The organism is Anaerostipes faecalis (assembly GCF_018982945.1).
GTDB classification, from domain to species: Bacteria; Bacillota; Clostridia; order Lachnospirales; family Lachnospiraceae; genus Anaerostipes; species Anaerostipes faecalis.
The window spans coordinates 96,561-117,206 of the sequence record NZ_JABRXE010000006.1; the positions used below are offsets into that span (position 1 = coordinate 96,561).

The window sequence follows — 20,646 nt, forward strand, 5'->3', positions numbered from 1 at the left end:
TGGTTCCCTCCTATGCATTTCGTTCTATGACTGCTTTATAAAAATCATCAATATCCTGTTTATAAAAATCCAGCATCTGCAGATTATCATTTGGCACATCATATTTAATCGCGATAACCTTTTCAAAAATACGATCCTGTTTGAGAACACTCATAGGCATTCCTTTGGCAACCAGCTCTCTGCATTTCTGGTATAAATATAAAATAATGTCCATCATTTTAAACTGTTTTTCCATAGAAACACAGGTATCATCCTTGTGAAATGCATTTTGCTGTAAAAATCCAAGGCGAATCACTCTTGCAATCTCCAGCACCAGTTTCTGATCATCAGGCAATACATCACTTCCGATCAGTTTTACAATTTCCATCAGACTGCTTTCCTGATTTAAAAGTGCCATTAATCGGTTTCGGTAATCTACAAATCTAGGTGATACATTTTCATTATACCATCCGCTTAAATCTATCAGATATTCACTATAACTGGTAAGCCAGTGAATAGCCGGAAAATGTCTTGCATATGCCAGTGATTTATCCAGTCCCCAGAAACAGCGGACAAATCGCTTGGTATTCTGAGTTACCGGTTCTGAAAAATCTCCACCCTGAGGTGATACTGCACCGATAATGGATACCGAACCATCAGTTCCATTTAAATTATGCATCATTCCTGCTCTTTCATAAAATGCCGATAATCTGGATGCCAGATAAGCCGGAAATCCCTCTTCCGCCGGCATTTCCTCTAATCGTCCTGATAGTTCCCTTAAAGCTTCCGCCCAGCGTGATGTTGAATCTGCCATAATTGCCACATCATATCCCATGTCCCGGTAATATTCTGCCAGAGTAAGACCGGTATAAATAGATGCCTCCCGGGCGGCAACCGGCATATTGGATGTGTTGGCAATTAATGTAGTACGATCCATCAGAGGATTTCCTGTTCTAGGATCTGTCAGCTCTGAAAATTCCTCCAGAACCTGTGTCATTTCATTTCCACGTTCTCCGCATCCAATGTAAATAATAATGTCCGCATTGGCCCACTTTGCAATCTGATGCTGAGTCATGGTTTTTCCTGTTCCAAACCCTCCGGGAATTGCTGCTGTTCCCCCTTTTGCAATAGGAAACATGGTATCAAGGATTCTCTGTCCGGTTATCAATGGTTCACAGGCAGGAATACGATTATGAACCGGTCTTGGATCTCGAATAGGCCATCTTTGCATCATAGACAATTCCTTTATTGTTCCATCTTCCATCTTTAGTGAAACAAGAGTATCTTTAATTGTATATTTCCCGTCCTGAACAACAGAAATCACCTGTCCTGCAATATCTGGCGGCACCATACATTTGTGGACAATTGCCCTTGTTTCCGGCACTTCCGCAATAATATCCCCTCCATGGAGAATATCCCCGGCAGAAACTGTCATATGCGTATCCCATAATTTATTCAGATCCAGAAAATCCACACTGATTCCTCGTGTAATAAATGCACTTCCTGAATCTGCAATTCTCTCCAGCGGACGCTCTATTCCATCAAATATATTATCAAGGATACCCGGTGCCAATGTGACAGAAACTGCTTCTCCTGTAGCTTCTACAATCTCTCCCGGACGAAGTCCTGATGTTTCTTCATACACCTGAATGGTAGTTCGATCCTTATCAAGAGATATCACTTCTCCAACCAGTCTCTCTTCTCCTACATATACCATCTCAGACATTTTAAATCCGGTATTTCCTTTTAAATAGATGACAGGTCCGTTTATGCCATAAATTGTTCCAGTCCTGCTCAACGTCCTTCACCTCCTTTAAAGGTAAACTCCTGATATTCTTTTTCTAACGCACCTTTAAAAGAATTATCAATCAATATATTCCTACCTGGAATTACTGCCCGGATTCCTCCAATAAAATCATCTTCACTGATCAGAATCGTCATTCCGGTACGTTTTTCCAGTTTTTCTTTTTTATCTTTATCTGCCGCTGAAATATAAAGGGTCAGCGGCTGTCCCTGGGCAAACCTTGCTGCCTTGGTTATATAAGAAATCAGAAGCTCCTCATATTCTTTCGTCTTCATATACTGATGCATCAAATCTGAAACTTCCTGAAACAGCTGATTTTTTAACACATACTGTATCTGGCTAAATTCCCGCCGTAACTTTAGCTGGTCTTTAGATGCGGCAGTATTTAACTGCTGTCTTGCAGATGTGGTCTCAGCCTTAATCCTGGTATCAGCCTGTCGGATTGCTTCCTGTTTATGTGTTTCAAATATATTTTCTAATGCTTTTTTATGCTGTGCAATAATTCCATTTCCCTGGCTTCTGGCCTCTTCCATGGCAGCACCTTGCAAATGTGAAATTTTTTCTTCGATTGTCACCTTGGTCACCTTCTTTCTTTGACCAGTCTTATAATTTCAGACCAATTGCCTCATTTACGTAAGAAGTGATAAAATCTTTTTTACGTCCGGTTCCATGACGATCAGGAATCTCTATTAATAGTGGCATCTGTCGTTCCAGCTTAATCTCATCAATCAGTTCTGGAAATTCACGGCCAAATTTTTCTGTGAGCAGAACAATTCCTATCGATGTATCACTCATTGCCTTTTCCAGTGCTTTTTTAAGTTCCTCTTTTTCATGAACAACTACTCCATCCACCCCGGCCAGACGCATACCTGTCAGAGTATCTACATTATCACTGATTAAATACATTTTCATAGAAAATCACGTCCTTATTATCCCAGTCTACCGATAATCATGAAAGAAATAATCAATCCATACAGGCAGACACCTTCCGCAAGACCTACAAAAATCAAAGACTTACCAAGGGCACTGGAATCCTCGCTAATGGCTCCAAGAGCTGCACTTGCCGCACTTGCCACTGCAATACCTCCACCTACACAGGATAATCCTGTAGATAAAGCTGCTGCCAGATATCCAAGTCCCGTTGACATTGCATCCCCGTTTCCGCCGGATGCAGCCTGTACAGGGTCTGTAATAAACAGCATAATCCCTGCAACCAGCAAAATACTAAAAAAGAAAAATGTATTGGTTCCTATGGTTCTCTTATAACGTTTCTTTGTTTTCTCTCCCATTAAAAAATATCCAAAAGGGAGTACAATACTTAAAATTAAAGCTGTAATCAATAATAATTTAACTGCCAATGTCATATAAACACCCTCCTATTTGATTCTTTCTTTTGTTTTTTCGTTAAATGGCTTAAATTCTCTTCCTGAGCCCTTATAAAAACGACTGAACATTTCATAATATTCCAGACGCAGTACCTGGATTCCAACAACCAGTCCCTCCAGTCCGCTGACCAGAATATTTCCTAAAACAATAACGATCCAGTTGGGATTTTCTGCTCCTTCCGTTATTCCTCCAAGCATCAAAACAACTTCCATCATTGCCGCATGGCTAACAGCAAATGCTCCAATACGAACAAAAGAAATAGTGTTGGAAAAGAAACTCAGCATAGTTTCAAATAACTCAAAAAATCCCTGTACCAGAAACATTCCCATTCCACTTTCAATCTTAACTTTTTTTCCTTTTATCTTCTGCCCAAGAGGCTCCTTCAATAAAAATAAAAGTACTGGTATTCCAAGGAAAATTATCATCATAATATTTCCAGGAGTTCTGTGTCCTGTCATATATAAAACAATGGTCAGCACAAGAAATCCATAAAATACAAGTCCCGCCAGTCCATTAGGACTAAACAGCAGATTTTCTGTATCTCCCTGCTTTTTCGCATTGATAATCTGAAAGACCATCGCCATTAAAATTAATCCCATGCCAAAAGCAACCGCCACAATAAAGACCGTATTTAACTGACCTACAAAAGGAAGATTTGTCATGGCTTTCATTGGAGACAACCACAGAGGCTTTATTATGGTACCTTCAAATCCAAAGAAACTTCCGTACATAAAACCAAAAAAGATTGAAAAAATACCTGCAACAGAAATAATTCCCGCCAGATTAATTTTTTTCGTCAGATACAAAAGTCCTCCTCCACAAAACAGACATAACCCCTGGCCTACATCTCCAAACATTGCTCCAAAAATAAATGTATAAGTCAAAGCTACAAATATGGTTGGATCCATTTCATCATGTGCCGGAAGTCCATACATGCGTATGAACATTTCAAAAGGTTTGAAAAACTTTGGATTTTTAAGCTTTGTAGGCGGATCTCCAAAATATTTTTCTCGTCCTTCTTCTACCACAATGGTAATCCGGTCATCGTTTTTTGTCTCCTCAACAAATGACTCTACATCCTCCTCGCTCATCCATCCGCATAAGATATAATAATCTTCCTGTTCATTTTCCATTCGTGCTGCCATTTTCCGCACATCAAAATTAGTGGACAACTCCGCTAATTTCTCTTTTGCACCCAGAATTCTGGCTGCATGACTGGAAAGATATTCTCCGATTTTTTTCTGAACAGCATAAATCTGCTGATCCAGAAGTTCTATCTGCTCTTCCATATTCCGGCAAATTACTGATGGTATACCCTCATTGTCATCCGGTATATTTATTAATTGAAAATGCAGCGATTTAAAAACAGAGTCAACCTTTCCCATTTCCAGATGAGCTGCAAAATAACATCCATAAACATAATTCTCATCTCTACTGCTTTCTATAAAAACGGCATTAAGGTCATCAAACAGATATTTCTCCATTTTGTAATAATGATCCAGACCGATTCGTCCAAATCGAACTTTCAGGTAATGGTAATTCAAGACTTCTGCAACATTCAGTTCTAACGCCTTAAACGGCTCAAAAATATGCAGTTTTTCAAGAATACCATCTTTTTCTTTCTTTAACCTCTCTTCCTGTTCTTTTAACTCCAGATAATCATGATTTAAATTCCTTATCAGTGTAATCATCTCTTCCGAAGAAAGCGATGTGTCCGCTGGTATATCCTTATTTTTCAGCTTTCCGGCATATTGTTCTGCCTTTGATAATGGTTCTTTGTAAGGATTCAGTTCCATAAAAGGCATCAGATTATCCGTTGTTTTTAATTCAGTGATTGCATTTTCCAGCTGTATTTCATATTTCGATAAATATTCATTACTCACCCGGTCAATATCTGTCCTTGGGCCGGAAATGCTTAGGAATTTCATTTTTACAATCATTCCGTACTACCTCCCTGCTGTCTGGAATCTAGGGTGTCCGGATCTGAAATATATTTAAGAGTCTCTCTTTCTGACAGCCCATATCGAATACATTCCAGAGCCGTTGTTATCTTGTTAATTTCTTCTTCTTTCAAAAATAAATATCCTTGCAGACTTGCCAGCGAATATGGATGATTCCGGAAAGCCGTTACAAAAATATGCTTTAGACATTGATCAACAACCTTCTCAACATTATATTCTTCATTAAACTGATAGTTTCTTCCATAAAATGTCTGATTTAATATCCGGAAAAACTCACCAACTGAAGGAGCCTCTACCAATGCCTTAAACTGCTCCTCCGGCAGCCTATATTGTATGGGAATCATTAATGTATAAATATCCGGCGGTGTCATATGATAATATTTTTTTGCTCTGTAAATCCATTGCAGATTCAGTAAATCTATTTTAATACCAAGATCTTTTTTCAGTATCGCTTCATCACTTTTGCTCCATGCATGCTTTCTGGTTTTCCACATATTTGAAAAATAATATAAATCCAAAGCAAGATCATAATCAAATAATGTTTCTGCCCCAGTGTCCCGGATCTTTGCCAATGGCTCATAATATTCCGTTCCTCTTAGATTATCCACCAAACCACTGATATCTTTTGAAGTAATCAATCTATCAATACTGATATCTGAATATTTATTAAAAAACGGTTTTTTATAATCCAGATCAAATGGTACATCGTAATGATTAAACACAATGCGAAAACAATATCTTATCAGATCTGCTTCATACCTCTTCATAAATATCTTTAAAAATTCTTTCTGTTTCATATTAGAAAACCGGTACAGACTTGTATAATCGTTGTACAATGACTGAATCAGAATTTTTTCAATATTCCCCCGATGATAAAGAGATTCATCCATCTGATCAATTAACGGGCCATAGGATTTGGTATGCTGCAGATAATGAATAATATCTGTTACCGTTTGCATTGATGCAATGGTTTCATAATCATCAGGTTTAAGCAATCTGGCACGCATGGCATGAATTTTGGTTACGATTCCACTATATGCCATAACACTTCCTATCATAATGATACCTCAATAATTTTTAATAAAATCTCCTTTGCATACTTCTGATGATTCTTTTCAAAATCCTTTTTCAGAAATTCTATTTCCCTCTCATTTTGTTTTCTTTGCTTCTCCAAAAGATTATCTATATTTTGTTGTAATTCCGATCGAATTGCCTCCAGCTTCTTCTTTGTTTCCTCTTCAAGATCATGATCAAACTGATCTCTCTTTTCCTGCATTTCATGCTCCAGCTCATGTTTATTATCCTCCGCATTCTCAACAATAGCACGAGCCGTCATTTCAATGTCAGCCAGTTGTTTAGCAATAACACTCATAACAAAGCCTCCTTTCTGACAATTTTTCTATAGTCTTTATTGTATCCCTCTTCCTTATTCTTTACCAGTCTTTCCGTTATTCTTTGTACTTATTTTATGATTTTTTACCGTATACAATACACAAAAAAAGAGGCAGTCAAATCTTTAGGATTTCACCGCCTCTTTGCTGATTTTTTTAAATTGTTTTCTTCATGACAGTACTATATGGTCCATAATATCTTCGGCCGCCAATTTTTTTATAACTTCTGACTTTAAAATAATATGTATTTCCGGTTTTTAATTTTCCCGTTGTATAAGCTGTACCAGAAGTTGTTTTCTTTTTCTTAAAACTATTTGATCTATTCACAGACATATAAACCTGATAGCCGCTGGTAAGAGAGACTTTTTGCCATGTTATTTTAATGCTCTTATAATACTTTTTTGTTTTAACTTTATATACTTTTCCCGGAACAGCTTTACAGGATACTTTCTGACTATAAGCTGCCGGTATTTTTTTAGATGTTTCACTGGCTTTTACCCGATAGTAATATGTTTTCCCTGCTCTTGTATTACGATCAATATAGGTTGTTTTACTATTACTACTTGTTTTTCCGATATACCGATAGGTTCCATTTCTTGAACTGCTTTTGTAGACACGATATCCTGTTGCTCCTCCAACTCTGTTCCATTTTAGATAAATTTGTTTATCCTTGTAGGATTTTGCCTGGAATTTTGATGGTGCAGCCAGTCGAGGTTTATGTTCTGATAGTAAATATGTGGAATTATGGGTAATATTATATTCTGCGTAATAATCCTTTGCCACTTTCGCATTACTTCCCATATTTTCTATTTCTCCGTCGTCATAGTAGCTTAAAAGCAGTTTTTGACCACTTTCACCATATTTTTCGAATAAATACTCATAATTTACCCTCATTTCAACTTTTCCCGGCAGCTTCCCATTGTCGGCATAACACATATATAAAATATAAGAATCATCCGCAAATCCATATTTAGCCCCTGAAACTTTTTTAATCTCAGATGTCAGATCAATATCTTTACATGCAGACTTTTTAATGTTCTTTCCATTGAAAACCCATTGAACATCCTCATCCTCAAAAACCAGAGTTTTATTCTGACCTGCAATAGCCTCAAAAAGCGCCTTTTTTGCCCACTTACTATACCTGCAGTCCAAAACTGCAGTCTGTCCCTCTTTCATAGCCTTCATTTTTTCTACTGCTGTTTTAGGGTTTCCTACACTTCCGTAATAGGTAATCTGATAGGAACTGGAAATTTCAATTTCTTTATCTTCAAAACCTGATACATCATTCAATAGCCGATTGGCTCCGCCATATGAATTGTCTTTATAATATGCGGTCATTTTACCGGATTTTCCAACCAGCAGTACACTCTCCACATGCCATTTCCCAACACCAAAAAACGGACTGATTGGCAGCTTGATTCTGTTCATTCCAGGTTTCAGTATCTGCTCATGATTCCATGAAAGAGTTTTCTGCTGTCCTTTTTCATTTTCCAGTGTTACCTGAACACTGGCACCATTAGGATCTCCACCTATTTTTATATCCAAAGATAACACACCTGGAGTCAAGATCTTTGATGAGTTAATATGTATTTCCTCCAATGTAGGAGCAGATGGTGCATTTGTGACAGTAAAAGAGGAACAATACTGATTCCACGGTTCCTCTGATGTAAAATAAAATCTTTCATTTTCATTATGATCTGCTAAAACAATTGCTGTTAAATGATTTCTTCCATTGTTCAAAGATTTTAAATTAAATTTAATATTTTTTGTTTCACCATTTTTTACAGAATAATATTCTGCCGTATTTGGACCACCATCTTCTGATTCATAACATATTCCGATACTTGCCAGACCACTGCCCTTTTCGGTAATTTCAAAATCCATATACATCCCTTTACGGATATCTATATTCTCCGGATTCCTTATGGAGAATTTATGTAATTCAGGAGGTGTAATATCTCTGTCTGGGTCATAATTTGTCTTGGTAACTTTTACCGTTTTTGTACTGTTTTTCCATACCTCTGGATAAGCTGACGGATCCAACGAGGAATCTATAGACAAGAAATTCTCATTTCCATCAGCTAATAAAATGCCTCTTACTTTGTAGGTTCCCGGTTTTATTTTCTCATTATTTTCGGTAACTACAACATGTACTTTTCTTGTTCCAGTGAATATAGGTTCTCTTCCAAATCCATACTCGGCTGTAAATCCCTGTCCTGCTTCATTTTCAAAAAATATCTGAACCTCTGTTACACCAGTTCCCTCCTCTACCAGGTTTAATTCAATATCAAATCCTTCTCCTCTTTTTGCATTCACCTCATCAGGATTCAAAATTCGAAAACTTTTTAACACCGGAGCAGTATCATCATACCCGGTATCTGCCAATGTAGTAACAGAGAGACAAATCACTAAAACAGCTGTTAAAACCAGGCTAATTATCCTTTTTGTTTTCACCTATAATCTCTCCCTTCTCCACTTTAATACTGTCACCAGATACCTTTGTTTCCTTTTGACTTCCATCTGACTGTTCCTGTATTTTTACAGGACTAAATACCATTTGATCCGTATCCGAATCTGTCAGCTCATAATAAACCGTTCCCTTAAATTTTCCCTGATTTTCTTCCTGAAGCTGGGCATCCAGAGTGACATACTCTCTTCCATTTTCATCTGATAATTCAAAAGTCATAAACTCCTTAGGATCTTCTGCTTTCCACCTATAATCTACTTTCATATACCAGACATCCAGCGTTATTTTAGAAATACAATATTCCTCTTTCTCGGGACCCTGTATCCACTTGTAATTCAAATTCAATGTTTTCTGCTGGTAAATTCTATCTGGTTTAAATGTAACACTTATACTGTCTTCTGTCACCCTCTTCTGACCTTTTTCTTCTAAAAGTTCCAGGTTACATATGACATCTTCTTTTAGCAATTTCTTCAACTGACCGGTATTCTCTGTTTCATAGGATATGTAATATTCCTCTGCCTGCTTTTCAGAAGAAACCGGCATATATGCTGCCTGTCGTAATGAAATTTCTGTACCTTTTTTTGTTTTTAACAGTACATCTCCCGGATATATCTCTGTGGCTGTTCCTTTTGATTTTACTATATAACGCAGATTTATGCCTTTATCAGTTAAAACTGCATCTTCAATCCAAATCTTTCCCCCGCTTTTTGTTACTGCTTCCTGCTCAATTGAAATATCATACCTGGAAGCATTTATCTCATATTTTTCTGGAACAGTCATAAAAAATCTTTGATATACGCTGTAAATTGCTGCAGAAACCGGTGTCTTGACTCCTATGAAAATAATACTAAAAAACAACATTGCAAAAACAGCCGCACGCATTATCTGTTGTTTTACGATTTTGCGATGTACTTCTGTCTCAGGTCTTTTCTCTTCTTTCTGAATATTTGTCAAATTTTCTACTAGTTTTTGCTGGAAATCTTTTTCCGGCTGAATGCGAGATAATATGTTACAATATTCATTTTTTAACTGTTTCATTTATCTCCCTCCTTTTCCAGCTGCAACTTCAGTTTCTTCCTTGCCCTGGATAACCAGGTCGTTACTGTAGAAACCGGTTTCTTAAGAATAGTACTGATTTCTTTAATGGCATATCCTTCATAATAATACAAAAACAACACTGCCCTGTATTTTTCAGGCAATTCCTCTATTTTCTCCAGAAGATCTCCTTCTTCTTTTGTAAAATCCGGAATATCATATGATAAAGGTTCTGTTTTTCTCCTTTTCACTGCCTTTATATAATTAATGGACGTATTGATCGTTACCCGGATCAGCCACGCCTTTTCATGGTTTTCATTCTCAAACCATGGCTTTTTTGTAATCAGCCGAATCATAACCTCCTGTACCACATCTTCTGCATCTGGCACACTTTTCGTATAAGTAAATGCCAGACGAATTAGAGTTGGGGTATAGACTTCTACGATACGGCTAATCTCATCTTCCGTATATTCTTTAACTTTCATCATACCTGCAAGTATTCCCCTGTTTATTCTTTCATGAAATCTTATCTACTAAAAATACAATTGAAAAAAGAGAAATATCTCAAAAAGAAATAAATTATTTATATCCCTATTTTTTTAATCCATGTAACTACATCTTTATACCAAAAAAGAGCCTTCGTCCAAAAACAATCTGCACAAGCGCAGCGCGGAAGCCGTTTTGGACAAAGCCTCTTTTTTTAATCTTTTATAACACTTTACTTAAAAATGTTTTTGTTCTTTCTTCTTTTGCATGGTCAAAGATATCTTCTGGAGTTCCCTCTTCCATAATGATTCCTTCATCCATGAAAAATACACGGTCAGCCACTTCTCTGGCAAATCCCATTTCATGGGTTACAACTACCATGGTCATTCCTTCCTGAGCCAGTTGTTTCATTACTTCCAGAACTTCTCCTACCATCTCAGGATCCAGTGCAGAAGTCGGCTCATCAAACAGCATAACTTCTGGTGATAATGCAAGAGATCTTGCAATTGCTACTCGCTGTTTCTGTCCTCCTGATAATTGTACCGGATAATTGTCTGCTTTGTCTGCAATACCTACTCGCTCCAGCAATTCCATAGCCTTTACTTTTGCTTCTTCTTCACTCATCATCTTATGACGAATCGGTGCAAGTGTAACATTATCAAGAATCGTCATGTGCGGAAACAGATTAAAATGCTGGAATACCATTCCCACACCTTTTCTCAGCTGATCCACATTAAGATTCTGATCCATCAGATTTGTTTCTCCAATGACAATTTCACCTTTTGTAGGCTGCTCCAACAGATTCAAACATCTGAGAAATGTACTTTTTCCTGAGCCAGATGGTCCAATAACACAGACACATTCTCCTTTTTCAATATGACAGTCAATACCTTTTAATACTTCCAGTTCTCCAAAACTCTTATGCAAATCTTTAACGGATATCACTTTGTCTCAGCCTCCTTTCTACTGCATTTAATCCAAATGTCAAAAGTTTGACTAAAACATAATAGATAACCGCACAGCCAATCAGTGGCATAAACAATGTATATGTTCTTGACATAACAAAATCAGATGCTTTTGTTAAATCCTGAATGGAAACATATCCTAAGATTGCGGTTTCCTTTATAAGTACGATAAATTCATTACCCAGTGCAGGAATAATATTTTTAATAGCCTGTGGAAGAATGATATCTCTCATGGTCTGCCCATAGGACAATCCCAAAGAGCGACCTGCTTCCATCTGTCCATTATCAACGGCCATAATCCCAGCACGAATAATCTCTGCCACATAAGCAGAACTGTTAATACCAAATGTCACGATACCTGCTACAATTCCCATCTGTGTCTGGAACACAAGGAAATAAATAATCAGCAACTGCACAACAGTTGGTGTTCCACGAATGATGTCGATGTAAATATTAGCAATAACAGAAAACAAAGTTTTTCTTCCTTTTCTCACTTCTGTCATTTTCATAATTGCCAGAATCATTCCAAGAAGAACTCCCAGAATAACCGCAGCAATCGAAACACCAATAGTTACTTTTAAACCATCCAGGAACATCTCGTAACGGTTTGCCTTTATGAATACTTTATAAAAATCTGCTGCAAATTGGTCCATACTGCTAAACGCCCTTTCTACTTTCTAAGGCAAATCTAAATGTATTTTTTGATTAATTTATCAAAAGTACCATCTTTTTTCATTGCTTCTAATTCTTTGTTGATTGCTTTCTGTAATTTCTTGTTTCCCTTCTGAATTGCAAATGCATAATATTCTTTAGAAGACTGATCTTTGATCAGACGAAGTCCTTCGTTTGCTTTTACAAATTCCTGTGCAGGATTTGCATCGATGATAACTGCATCACTTCCACCTTTTTTCAGGTCCATAACAGCGTCAACACCTTTTTTGAAACGTTTTACTTTAGCATCTTTTACAGAATCATAATCTCCAGAAGCTACTAAATCTCCTGTAGTTCCTTCCTGAACAGCAATAGTTTTTCCATCCAGATCAGAAATTTTCTTTACTTTGCTATCTTCTTTTACAATAATGTACTGATTAGATGTATAGTAAGAATCTGTAAAATCTACTGCTTCTTTTCTTTCATCTGTTACTGTCATACCTGCTGCGATAACATCCAGATTCTTAGATTCCATAGCACCGATCAGCGATTTGAATTCCATGTTTTTGATTTTTACTTTGCAGTCAAGTCTCTTTCCGATTTCTTTCATAACTGCCATATCAAAACCGTCAATTTCTTTATCGTCATTTACATATTCAAAAGGAGGGAATTCTGCATTTGTTCCTACAACGATTGTCTTAGGAATTTCCCCTTCTGATTTTGCCTCTTCTTTCTTTGAGCATCCTGTAAACATCATAGAAGCTGCCAGAACACCTGCTAATGCAACTGTTAAAATCTTTTTCATAATGATAATCTCCTTTTTTATTGTGTAATTTATTATAGTACAATTTAATTAGAACAACGGTACAACTGCACCATCAAAATGTTCATTAATATATTCTTTTACTGCATCGCTCTTTAATGCTTTGATCAATGCCTTAATAGAATCTTTTTCCTCGTCTCCTTTGCGGACTGCAATGACATTTCCATATGTTTTTGCCCCAATGGAATCTGCATCTTCTACTGCCAGTGCATCTTTATCAACTTTTAAGCCTGCTTCAATAGCATAGTTTCCATTTACAACGGCAATATCAACGTCCTTTAAAGAACGTGGAATCTGAGCTGCTTCAATTTCCTTAATGTCAAGATTTTTCGAATTTTCAACAATATCTTTCTTTGTCGCTGTCAATCCTGCATCTTTCTTTAATTTAATAAAGCCTTCTGATTCCAGAAGCAACAATGCTCTTGCTTCATTTGTTGTATCATTTGGCACAACCACTGTCGCACCATTCTTCAGATCTTTTAAGCTCTTTGTCTTGCCAGGGAAAATTCCAAATGGCTCATAATGAATGGTAGCTGCTGCAACCAGCTTTGTTCCTTTTTCCTCATTGAAATTATCCATATAAGGTTTATGCTGGAAATAGTTTGCATCAAGATCTCCAGAATCCAGTGCCGTATTAGGCTGTACATAGTCTGAATATTCTTTAATTTCCAGTTCATATCCATCTTTTTTCAATTCCTTAGCAGCTACTTTTAAGATATCTGCATGAGGAGAAGGACTTGCTCCGATAACTATTTTTTTTGAGTCTTCTTTACTTTCGTCTTTTCCGCCACATCCGGTCAGGGCGCCCAGACATACTGCTGCAGAAAGAACGACTGCTAAAACTTTTTTTAACTTCATACTCTCTCCTTCTTTCGTCTGTTTTAACTTTATTAACAGTTTATACATATACTCAATATTTTACAATAGTTTTCGAAAGATTTCAAATGCTGAAGGCAGTGCATAGACAGTTTTTAGTTCTTTTTTGGGTACCCAGCAGAATTTTTCTACAGAAACAGGCTGTTTTAAAGTTATCCGGACTCCTTCCATATGCCATTCTATATGACTAAAGATATGTTTTCCTTTACCTGCCATAGAAATCTTTCCATGTGTTATATGCCAGCTTTCCATTTGTTTTCGAAGATCTTCCTCATCCATTCTTCCTGGAAGATTAGGAAATTCCCATAATCCGGCTAACAGCCCTTTTTCTTCTCGTTTATTTAAGGCAATCTGATCCTCTGTTTCCAATAGAAACACTGTTTTATATTCTATCTTTCTTGCTTTTTTAGGCTTTCTCACCGGAAGACAATCAATCATATCTTCCTTATATGCTTTACATACCGTATCCCACGGACAATTCTGGCAATCAGGTTCTCCGTTAGGTATACAGACCGTTGCTCCCAGTTCAATTAACGCCTGATTGAAATCACCCGGTCTATCTTCTGGTATATATTCAAGGATTCTTTTTCCCATTTCCTTTTTGGTCTTTTCCTTTAAAATATCAGAGTCATCTCCCCACAATCTTGCAAGAACTCTAAGAACATTTCCATCCACCGCAGGCACCTGAAGATCAAATGCAATGGAACCTATAGCACCTGCAGTATACAAACCAATCCCTTTTAAAGATAACAGTTTTTCAAAATCTGCCGGCAGTTTTCCATCATATTCTTCCACTATTGTCTGAGCAGCCTTTTTTAAATTTCTGGCACGATTATAGTATCCAAGCCCTTCCCATAATTTCATCAGTCGATCATCATCTATTTTTGCCAGGTCTTCTACCGTTGGGATTTCCTCCATAAAACGATCGAAATATGGTTTTACCGCTTCAACTCTTGTCTGCTGAAGCATAATCTCAGAAATCCATATTCTATAGGGATCTTTATTCTCTCTCCACGGAAGCAGTCGTTTATTATAATCATACCAATTTAATAATGCTTCGCTTAAATCATATCGCTTTTCCATTTCAGGTCCTTTCTTAATGACTTTTATTTTAAGCCATTATAGCAGATGATTTGCCTAAATACCATAATGAAAGATTTTCCTTCTGTCTTTACGAGTTTCCCTCCCCGATAGCAATACAGAAAATATATACTTCTTTTACCCCCAGTGTCTTTAATGCTGCAGTTACACCTTGAGCTGTAGCACCTGTTGTATAAATATCATCTACCACCAGGATTTTTTTAGGACACCCTGCCTTTCTATACGCCTCTCTGTTCCCTGTAAAAGCTTCCATAAGATTTTTCTTTCTGCTTTCAGGATCAAGAATCTTTTGAGGTTTCGTATTGATTCTTCTTTTTACTATATTTTTTTCTACCGGACATCCCAGCATTTTCCCAATTCCTTCTGCAAAAATTTCCGCCTGATTAAAACCTCTTTGTCTCTTCTTTCTATAGTAAAGAGGAACTGGTACCACCACATCTGCATGCAAAGCTTTTAATTCTCTTATCTTTCTCTTTCTTATCTCTTCTAAATAATATCGTGCAAATATTCTTTTGTTTTTATATTTTATAGCTGCCAGGGATTTCCTGACAGGGTCTTTATAAATACACAGACCAATAGATCCATTAAAATTTTTCGGATATTTTTTACAGTCATCACAATATTCACTTTCAGGTCCCTTTAACGGTTTTCCGCAGGAATAACAAACCGGTCCCGTAATAAATATTTTCTCTTTGCTGCATAAATCACATACCCTCTGTCCTTTTTCTAAAATAGTCTTACCACACAAAGGACATACAGGCGGGAACAGAAATGATAACATAGACATGCCTCCTTCAGAACAGAATCTTTCCTACGAAACAGAAAACACCTCACTAAACTGATTAATGAGGTGCTCTTTCTTTGTTTCCAAATTTAGTATATTGTCCCAGCCATACCAGTTCCACACTTCCGGTAGAACCATTACGCTGTTTATCAACGATAATCTCTGCAATCCCTTTCTTTTCAGAGTCTTCATTGTAATATTCATCTCGATATATAAACATTACAACATCGGCATCCTGTTCAATGGAACCGGATTCTCTTAAATCAGATAACATTGGTTTTGCAGGTTTTCTCTCTTCTACACGACGACTAAGCTGAGAAAGTGCAATAACCGGTGCATTCATCTCTCTTGCCAATGCTTTTAACGAACGGGAAATTTCCGAAATTTCCTGCTGTCTGGACTCTGAACGTTTTCCGCCGGACATCAACTGCAGATAATCGATAATGATCAGTTCCAGACCATGTGTCTGTTTATATCTTCTGCATTTTGAACGCAGCTCAGAAATTGTAATACCCGGTGTATCATCGATGATCAGCGGTGAGCGTCCGATAGTTCCGGCACTCTCCATAATTTTTTCCCAATCAGTCTCCTGAAGATCACCGGTACGAATAGATTGCGAGTCTACCATAGCTTCCATAGCCATCATACGGGTAACTAGCTGTTCCTTTGACATTTCCAGGCTGAATATTGCCGTTGGAATATGATCTCTGACAGCTGCTCTTTGTGCAATATTTAAAACAAATGCTGTTTTCCCCATGGCAGGACGGGCGGCTACAATGATTAATTCTGATGGATGCAGACCAGACAGCTTATAATCCAGATCCGTAAATCCTGTTGCTATTCCGGTAACTCGTCCTTCTGAACTGGCCGCTTCTTCAATGGCATCCAATGTATTTAATACTACTTTATCAATCGGGACAAAGTCTTCTCTTCCACTGGCCTGCTGCAGCAGTCCAAATACATTTTTCTCTGTATTGTCAAGAATAACCGACACATCTTCTTTTCCAAGATAACATTCTGTTGTGATTTCTTCACTGACTTTAATCAATTTCCGAAGAGTTGATTTTTCTTTTACGATTCTTGCATACTGTTTTGCATTGGCAGAAGTAGGAACTGTCTCCAGGAGATCCCTGATAAATTCCATGCTCTTCATTGATTCCGGTACATCTTTTCCCTTCAACTTATTTTGTAAGGTAACCAGATCTACCGGCTTTCCTTCTTTATATAATTCTACCATTGCCTCAAAAAGAATTCCGTTTTGTTTCTGATAAAAATCTTCCTGATCTACAATATCAATCACATCTGCTATGGCATCTCGATCCATGATCATTGCACCAATAACAGACTGTTCTGCCTCTACACTATGGGGCTGTATTTTTTTTACAAACGCCTCATCCATAAGGACTCCTTTTTATGCTTCTTCTACTTTTACTCTCAAAGTTGCTGATACTTTTGGATGTACTTTTATAACTACATCATGGAATCCAAGATTCTTAATTGGTTCACAATGCATTTTCTTTTTATCCAGATCAAATCCCAGCTGTTTTTTGGCTTCTGCTGCAATTTCTTTTGTGGAAACGGATCCAAATGTTCTTCCGCCCTGTCCAACTTTCATTTTCAGCACCAGCTGTTTTCCTTCTATTTCTTTTGCCAGCACCTTTGCTGCTTCCAGTGCTTCTGCTGCCAGTTTATCATCATTGGCTTTTTTTAATTTTAAATCATTCAAAGCTTTTTTTGTTGCTTCGATTGCAAGACCTTTTCTAAACAGCACATTTCTTGCATAACCATTATTCACTTCTACTATCTCATCTTTTTTTCCAACAGATTTTACGTCTTCTAAAAGAATAACCTTCATAACTTATATATCTCCTTTTTGTTTCATGTATTTTAATGTTTCCGTTATAATTTCTTTTGCATCTTCCAGAGATACATCTACCAGCTGGGCACCGGCAACCGTCAGATGCCCGCCACCTCCAAATTGTTCCATGATTCTCTGGACATTAATTTCATCAATAGATCTTGCGCTGACATAAACTCTTTCTTCAATTCCTGTCAGTACAAAAGATGCCTGAATTCCATCAATATCCAGAAGTTCATTGGCAACCTGAGCACCAATAACTGTAGGACTGTCCACTCCGATTCCCACCAGAGTCGTAATAGCAAATTCTCCATATAATATATCTGCATTTCGTATTGCCTTGGAACGAATCCGATAAGTCTCCATACTTTCTCTGGACATCTTTCTTACCAAAGTAAGATCCGCACCACTTCGTTTCAGATATGCTGCTGCCTCGAAAGTTCTGACTCCTGTCTTGTTTACAAAATTATCCGTATCTACAAGTATACCAAAATACATTGCATTAGCCTCCATAGGCTCCAGTTTTGGTTTGGTATCAACATATTGAAGTATTTCTGCAACCATTTCACAAGTAGATGATGCATACGGTTCAATGTAAGATAACACCGGATTTTTTATGATATCCTTATTCTTTCGATGATGATCAAGAATAACTACGGTTTTTGTCTGATGCAATAGCTGTTCACATTCTGTATAATTGGAATGATTTACATCTACTACAATTAAAAGTGTATTTTCATCTGTAATCTCAATGGCAGTATCATTATCTATAAACATATCATCATCATACTGGCCACTATTCTGAAGTGCCTCTATAACCGGACGAACGGATATGGTGACTTCATTCATTACAATATGCGCTTTTCTTCCTAAAGATAATCCGAGACGATACAATCCTATGGCTGCTCCCATGGCATCCGGATCCGGAATTTTGTGAGCCATAATGACAACATTTTCCTTAGATTCCAAAAGTTCTTTTAATGCATGAGCCTTCACTCTTGCTTTCACGCGGGTATTTCGTTCTACAATCTCGCTATTGCCGCCATAATAAGAAATGTCTTCTCCATCTTTAATAACTGCTTGATCTCCACCTCGGCCCAGAGCCAGATCCATGCCTGCACAGGCATATTCATAACTTTCCTGATAGGTATTTCCATTAATTCCAAAACTGATACTCAAAGTCATATGCATGGAATTTCCAAGATTAATCGTCTTAATTTCATCTAAAATCGAAAACTTATTTTTCTTGATCTTTTCCAGATATTTCTGCTCAAACACAACAAAATATTTATCTTTTTCGGTACGTCTGATAATACCGGATACATTCTGGATAAATTTACTGATTTTTCTATCTGCAACGGCAATCAGCATAGAACGTTTCACTTCATCTATATCATCCATAAGCTCATCATAATTATCTATGTTGATTAAACCAATTACCATTCTCTGGTTTTCACTTTGTTCTCTGTATTTTTTTAACATTGTCTGATCAAAGAAATATACTGCTATAAGAGAATTCTCACGAAGCATCTGTTTAGAATAATTTACCTCATTCTCTTCTGAAAAATCATCAATTCGAATTCTATTCATCTCCACTTTATAGAAATACGTCTCTTCTTTTTCATCTTCTTTTTTCACATAATCAATATATGAGATCATATGATTAACATCTGACGGAAGCAGCTTCTTATTCAGATTTGGAAATACATGTGACAGACACTCTCCCTTGCGATCTCCACAAATTTTGTTAAATGCCATATTTGACCACATAATATTACCTTTTCCATCAAGTAATGCGTATGGTATCGGCAGATCATGAATCAAATGATTCTGAATCTGTCCCTGTTCAAACACAAACTCCATACATTCCTTAACGATCTCATTCTTATTATGGCTATAGCCTAATGAATGTATTGCCAGGCACACCAGTATAAATGCACCCAGTATCAATCCACATCTAAAATCTAAAAGAATGAACAGAATATCCACCGGTATCAGCAACAGCGTCAGTTTAATGGGTCCCTGCAGATACTGGTCAATTCTTGTTTTTTTAATAATGTCCATGCCCTTCTCCTGCCTAACTTTAAAAGACTTATTTTATCCAATTTCATCCCAATGATATTATGCAATTATCTTTCATTATAACTCCCCTAACACTTTTTGTACAGCAATTAGCCAGTATTTTGTCAGATAAACTTTCTCAATTTACAGTGTAAAAGAGCTTTCCTTTGCACATCCTCTCGGAGCATTTTTTATTACATAGGAAATTTCTTTGAATTTCCTATGTAATAAAAAAACGGGCCATCATACGATGACCCTTCTTTCCTCTATCCAGTTAACTGAATTATTCAGCTGTATATGGCATTAAAGCTAAATGTCTAGCTCTCTTAATAGCACCTGTAACAGCTCTCTGATGTTTTGCACATGTTCCTGTGATACGTCTAGGTAAGATTTTACCTCTTTCAGAAACATATTTCTTTAATGTTGCAACATCTTTATAATCAATTACAGCGTCAGCTTCTGTACAGAAAGCACATACTTTTCTTCTTCTACGTCCGCCTCTTCTTCTCATTGGAGAATCGCCTTTTGTATAAGCCATGATTTCTACCTCCTATTTAACTAAACGGCAGTTCTTCCTCTAAACCGTCCGGAATATTCATAAATCCATCGCTGGATGCTGCACTTGGCTGAGGCATACTTGGCTGTGGAGCACTTGCTGCCATATTCTGTGCTGCAGCGGCTTTGCTTTCTGCAAAATCCTGTTCTTCTATTACAACATCTGTTGTATATACTTTCATTCCGTCTTTATTAGTATAGCTGCCAGTCTGAATTCTTCCAGAAACAACAATCTTTGTACCCTGTTTCAGATACTTTTCTGCAAACTCACCTGCTCGTCCGAATGCCACGCAGTTAATAAAATCTGCATCTGGTTCATTGTCTCTCTTAAATCTACGATTTACTGCTAGTGTATATCTGGCAACTGCCAAAGGTCTGTCTCCCTGTGTATATCTCACATCAGGATCCCTTGTCAGTCTTCCCATTAATACTACTTTATTCATATTCGGATCCCTCCTGTCAA

Annotated in this window: 21 protein-coding genes; all 21 read right to left on the reverse strand. The window is 37.1% G+C overall.

The genetic code is table 11. The features are described from left to right. Window positions 1-10: 10 nt before the first annotated feature. The 21 genes from KTB61_RS08200 to KTB61_RS08300 all read right to left on the reverse strand — a co-directional run bounded on the left by KTB61_RS08200 (window position 11) and on the right by KTB61_RS08300 (window position 20,626). Window positions 11-1,777: a V-type ATP synthase subunit A gene (locus KTB61_RS08200; protein ID WP_216697252.1), complete on the reverse strand. Its 1,767-nt coding sequence runs from the start codon at window positions 1,775-1,777 to the stop codon at window positions 11-13. After that, complete coding sequence (locus KTB61_RS08205) at window positions 1,774-2,358, reverse strand: V-type ATP synthase subunit E (protein WP_075759667.1); 585 nt, start codon at window positions 2,356-2,358, stop codon at window positions 1,774-1,776. The genes KTB61_RS08200 and KTB61_RS08205 overlap by 4 nt, the downstream gene beginning before the upstream one ends. Window positions 2,359-2,386: 28 nt before the next feature. Beyond that, window positions 2,387-2,695 carry a V-type ATP synthase subunit F gene (locus tag KTB61_RS08210; RefSeq protein ID WP_075759668.1) on the reverse strand — a complete coding sequence of 103 codons (309 nt, stop codon included), beginning with the start codon at window positions 2,693-2,695 and terminating at the stop codon, window positions 2,387-2,389. 17 nt (window positions 2,696-2,712) lie between these two features. Beyond that, window positions 2,713-3,147, reverse strand: coding sequence for an ATP synthase subunit C (locus tag KTB61_RS08215; protein WP_075759669.1), 435 nt, complete (start codon window positions 3,145-3,147; stop codon window positions 2,713-2,715). A gap of 12 nt (window positions 3,148-3,159) precedes the next feature. Further along, complete coding sequence (locus tag KTB61_RS08220; RefSeq protein ID WP_216697253.1) at window positions 3,160-5,109, reverse strand: V-type ATP synthase subunit I; 1,950 nt, start codon at window positions 5,107-5,109, stop codon at window positions 3,160-3,162. Further along, window positions 5,106-6,185: a V-type ATPase subunit gene (locus KTB61_RS08225; RefSeq protein WP_075760559.1), complete on the reverse strand. Its 1,080-nt coding sequence runs from the start codon at window positions 6,183-6,185 to the stop codon at window positions 5,106-5,108. The genes KTB61_RS08220 and KTB61_RS08225 overlap by 4 nt, the downstream gene beginning before the upstream one ends. Next, window positions 6,185-6,502: a hypothetical protein gene (locus tag KTB61_RS08230; protein WP_216697254.1), complete on the reverse strand. Its 318-nt coding sequence runs from the start codon at window positions 6,500-6,502 to the stop codon at window positions 6,185-6,187. Before KTB61_RS08230 ends, KTB61_RS08225 begins: the two co-directional genes overlap by 1 nt. Before the next feature lie 175 nt (window positions 6,503-6,677). Continuing rightward, window positions 6,678-8,975 (reverse strand): fibronectin type III domain-containing protein, encoded by a 2,298-nt coding sequence (locus KTB61_RS08235; protein ID WP_075759672.1) that lies wholly within the window; start codon window positions 8,973-8,975, stop codon window positions 6,678-6,680. Continuing rightward, window positions 8,953-10,026 (reverse strand): hypothetical protein, encoded by a 1,074-nt coding sequence (locus KTB61_RS08240; RefSeq protein WP_216697255.1) that lies wholly within the window; start codon window positions 10,024-10,026, stop codon window positions 8,953-8,955. The genes KTB61_RS08235 and KTB61_RS08240 overlap by 23 nt, the downstream gene beginning before the upstream one ends. Further along, complete coding sequence (locus tag KTB61_RS08245; RefSeq protein WP_230973678.1) at window positions 10,023-10,511, reverse strand: RNA polymerase sigma factor; 489 nt, start codon at window positions 10,509-10,511, stop codon at window positions 10,023-10,025. Before KTB61_RS08245 ends, KTB61_RS08240 begins: the two co-directional genes overlap by 4 nt. Window positions 10,512-10,731: 220 nt before the next feature. After that, window positions 10,732-11,454 carry an amino acid ABC transporter ATP-binding protein gene (locus KTB61_RS08250; protein ID WP_075759674.1) on the reverse strand — a complete coding sequence of 241 codons (723 nt, stop codon included), beginning with the start codon at window positions 11,452-11,454 and terminating at the stop codon, window positions 10,732-10,734. Beyond that, a complete protein-coding gene (locus tag KTB61_RS08255) occupies window positions 11,441-12,127 on the reverse strand; it encodes an amino acid ABC transporter permease (protein WP_075759675.1) in 687 nt (228 codons plus the stop codon). Before KTB61_RS08255 ends, KTB61_RS08250 begins: the two co-directional genes overlap by 14 nt. A 35-nt stretch (window positions 12,128-12,162) precedes the next feature. Beyond that, window positions 12,163-12,930 carry a basic amino acid ABC transporter substrate-binding protein gene (locus KTB61_RS08260; RefSeq protein WP_216697256.1) on the reverse strand — a complete coding sequence of 256 codons (768 nt, stop codon included), beginning with the start codon at window positions 12,928-12,930 and terminating at the stop codon, window positions 12,163-12,165. 48 nt (window positions 12,931-12,978) lie between these two features. Further along, window positions 12,979-13,806, reverse strand: coding sequence for a MetQ/NlpA family ABC transporter substrate-binding protein (locus KTB61_RS08265; protein WP_075759677.1), 828 nt, complete (start codon window positions 13,804-13,806; stop codon window positions 12,979-12,981). Window positions 13,807-13,866: 60 nt separating this feature from the next. Then, window positions 13,867-14,907, reverse strand: coding sequence for an A/G-specific adenine glycosylase (gene mutY, locus KTB61_RS08270; protein WP_216697257.1), 1,041 nt, complete (start codon window positions 14,905-14,907; stop codon window positions 13,867-13,869). Between the two features lie 88 nt (window positions 14,908-14,995). Then, the gene (locus tag KTB61_RS08275) at window positions 14,996-15,706 is read right to left on the reverse strand and encodes a ComF family protein (protein WP_216697258.1); all 711 of its coding nucleotides are present in this window, start codon (window positions 15,704-15,706) and stop codon (window positions 14,996-14,998) included. 61 nt (window positions 15,707-15,767) lie between these two features. Next, complete coding sequence (gene dnaB / locus KTB61_RS08280; protein WP_075759680.1) at window positions 15,768-17,108, reverse strand: replicative DNA helicase; 1,341 nt, start codon at window positions 17,106-17,108, stop codon at window positions 15,768-15,770. Window positions 17,109-17,120: 12 nt separating this feature from the next. Then, window positions 17,121-17,564 (reverse strand): 50S ribosomal protein L9, encoded by a 444-nt coding sequence (rplI, locus tag KTB61_RS08285; RefSeq protein WP_075759681.1) that lies wholly within the window; start codon window positions 17,562-17,564, stop codon window positions 17,121-17,123. A gap of 3 nt (window positions 17,565-17,567) precedes the next feature. Beyond that, window positions 17,568-19,631, reverse strand: a complete 2,064-nt coding sequence (locus KTB61_RS08290; protein WP_075759682.1) for a DHH family phosphoesterase — start codon at window positions 19,629-19,631, stop codon at window positions 17,568-17,570. A 280-nt stretch (window positions 19,632-19,911) separates the two neighbouring features. Continuing rightward, window positions 19,912-20,166 (reverse strand): 30S ribosomal protein S18, encoded by a 255-nt coding sequence (gene rpsR / locus KTB61_RS08295; protein WP_008392249.1) that lies wholly within the window; start codon window positions 20,164-20,166, stop codon window positions 19,912-19,914. 16 nt (window positions 20,167-20,182) lie between these two features. Continuing rightward, a complete protein-coding gene (locus KTB61_RS08300) occupies window positions 20,183-20,626 on the reverse strand; it encodes a single-stranded DNA-binding protein (protein ID WP_216697259.1) in 444 nt (147 codons plus the stop codon). Window positions 20,627-20,646 lie beyond the last annotated feature (20 nt).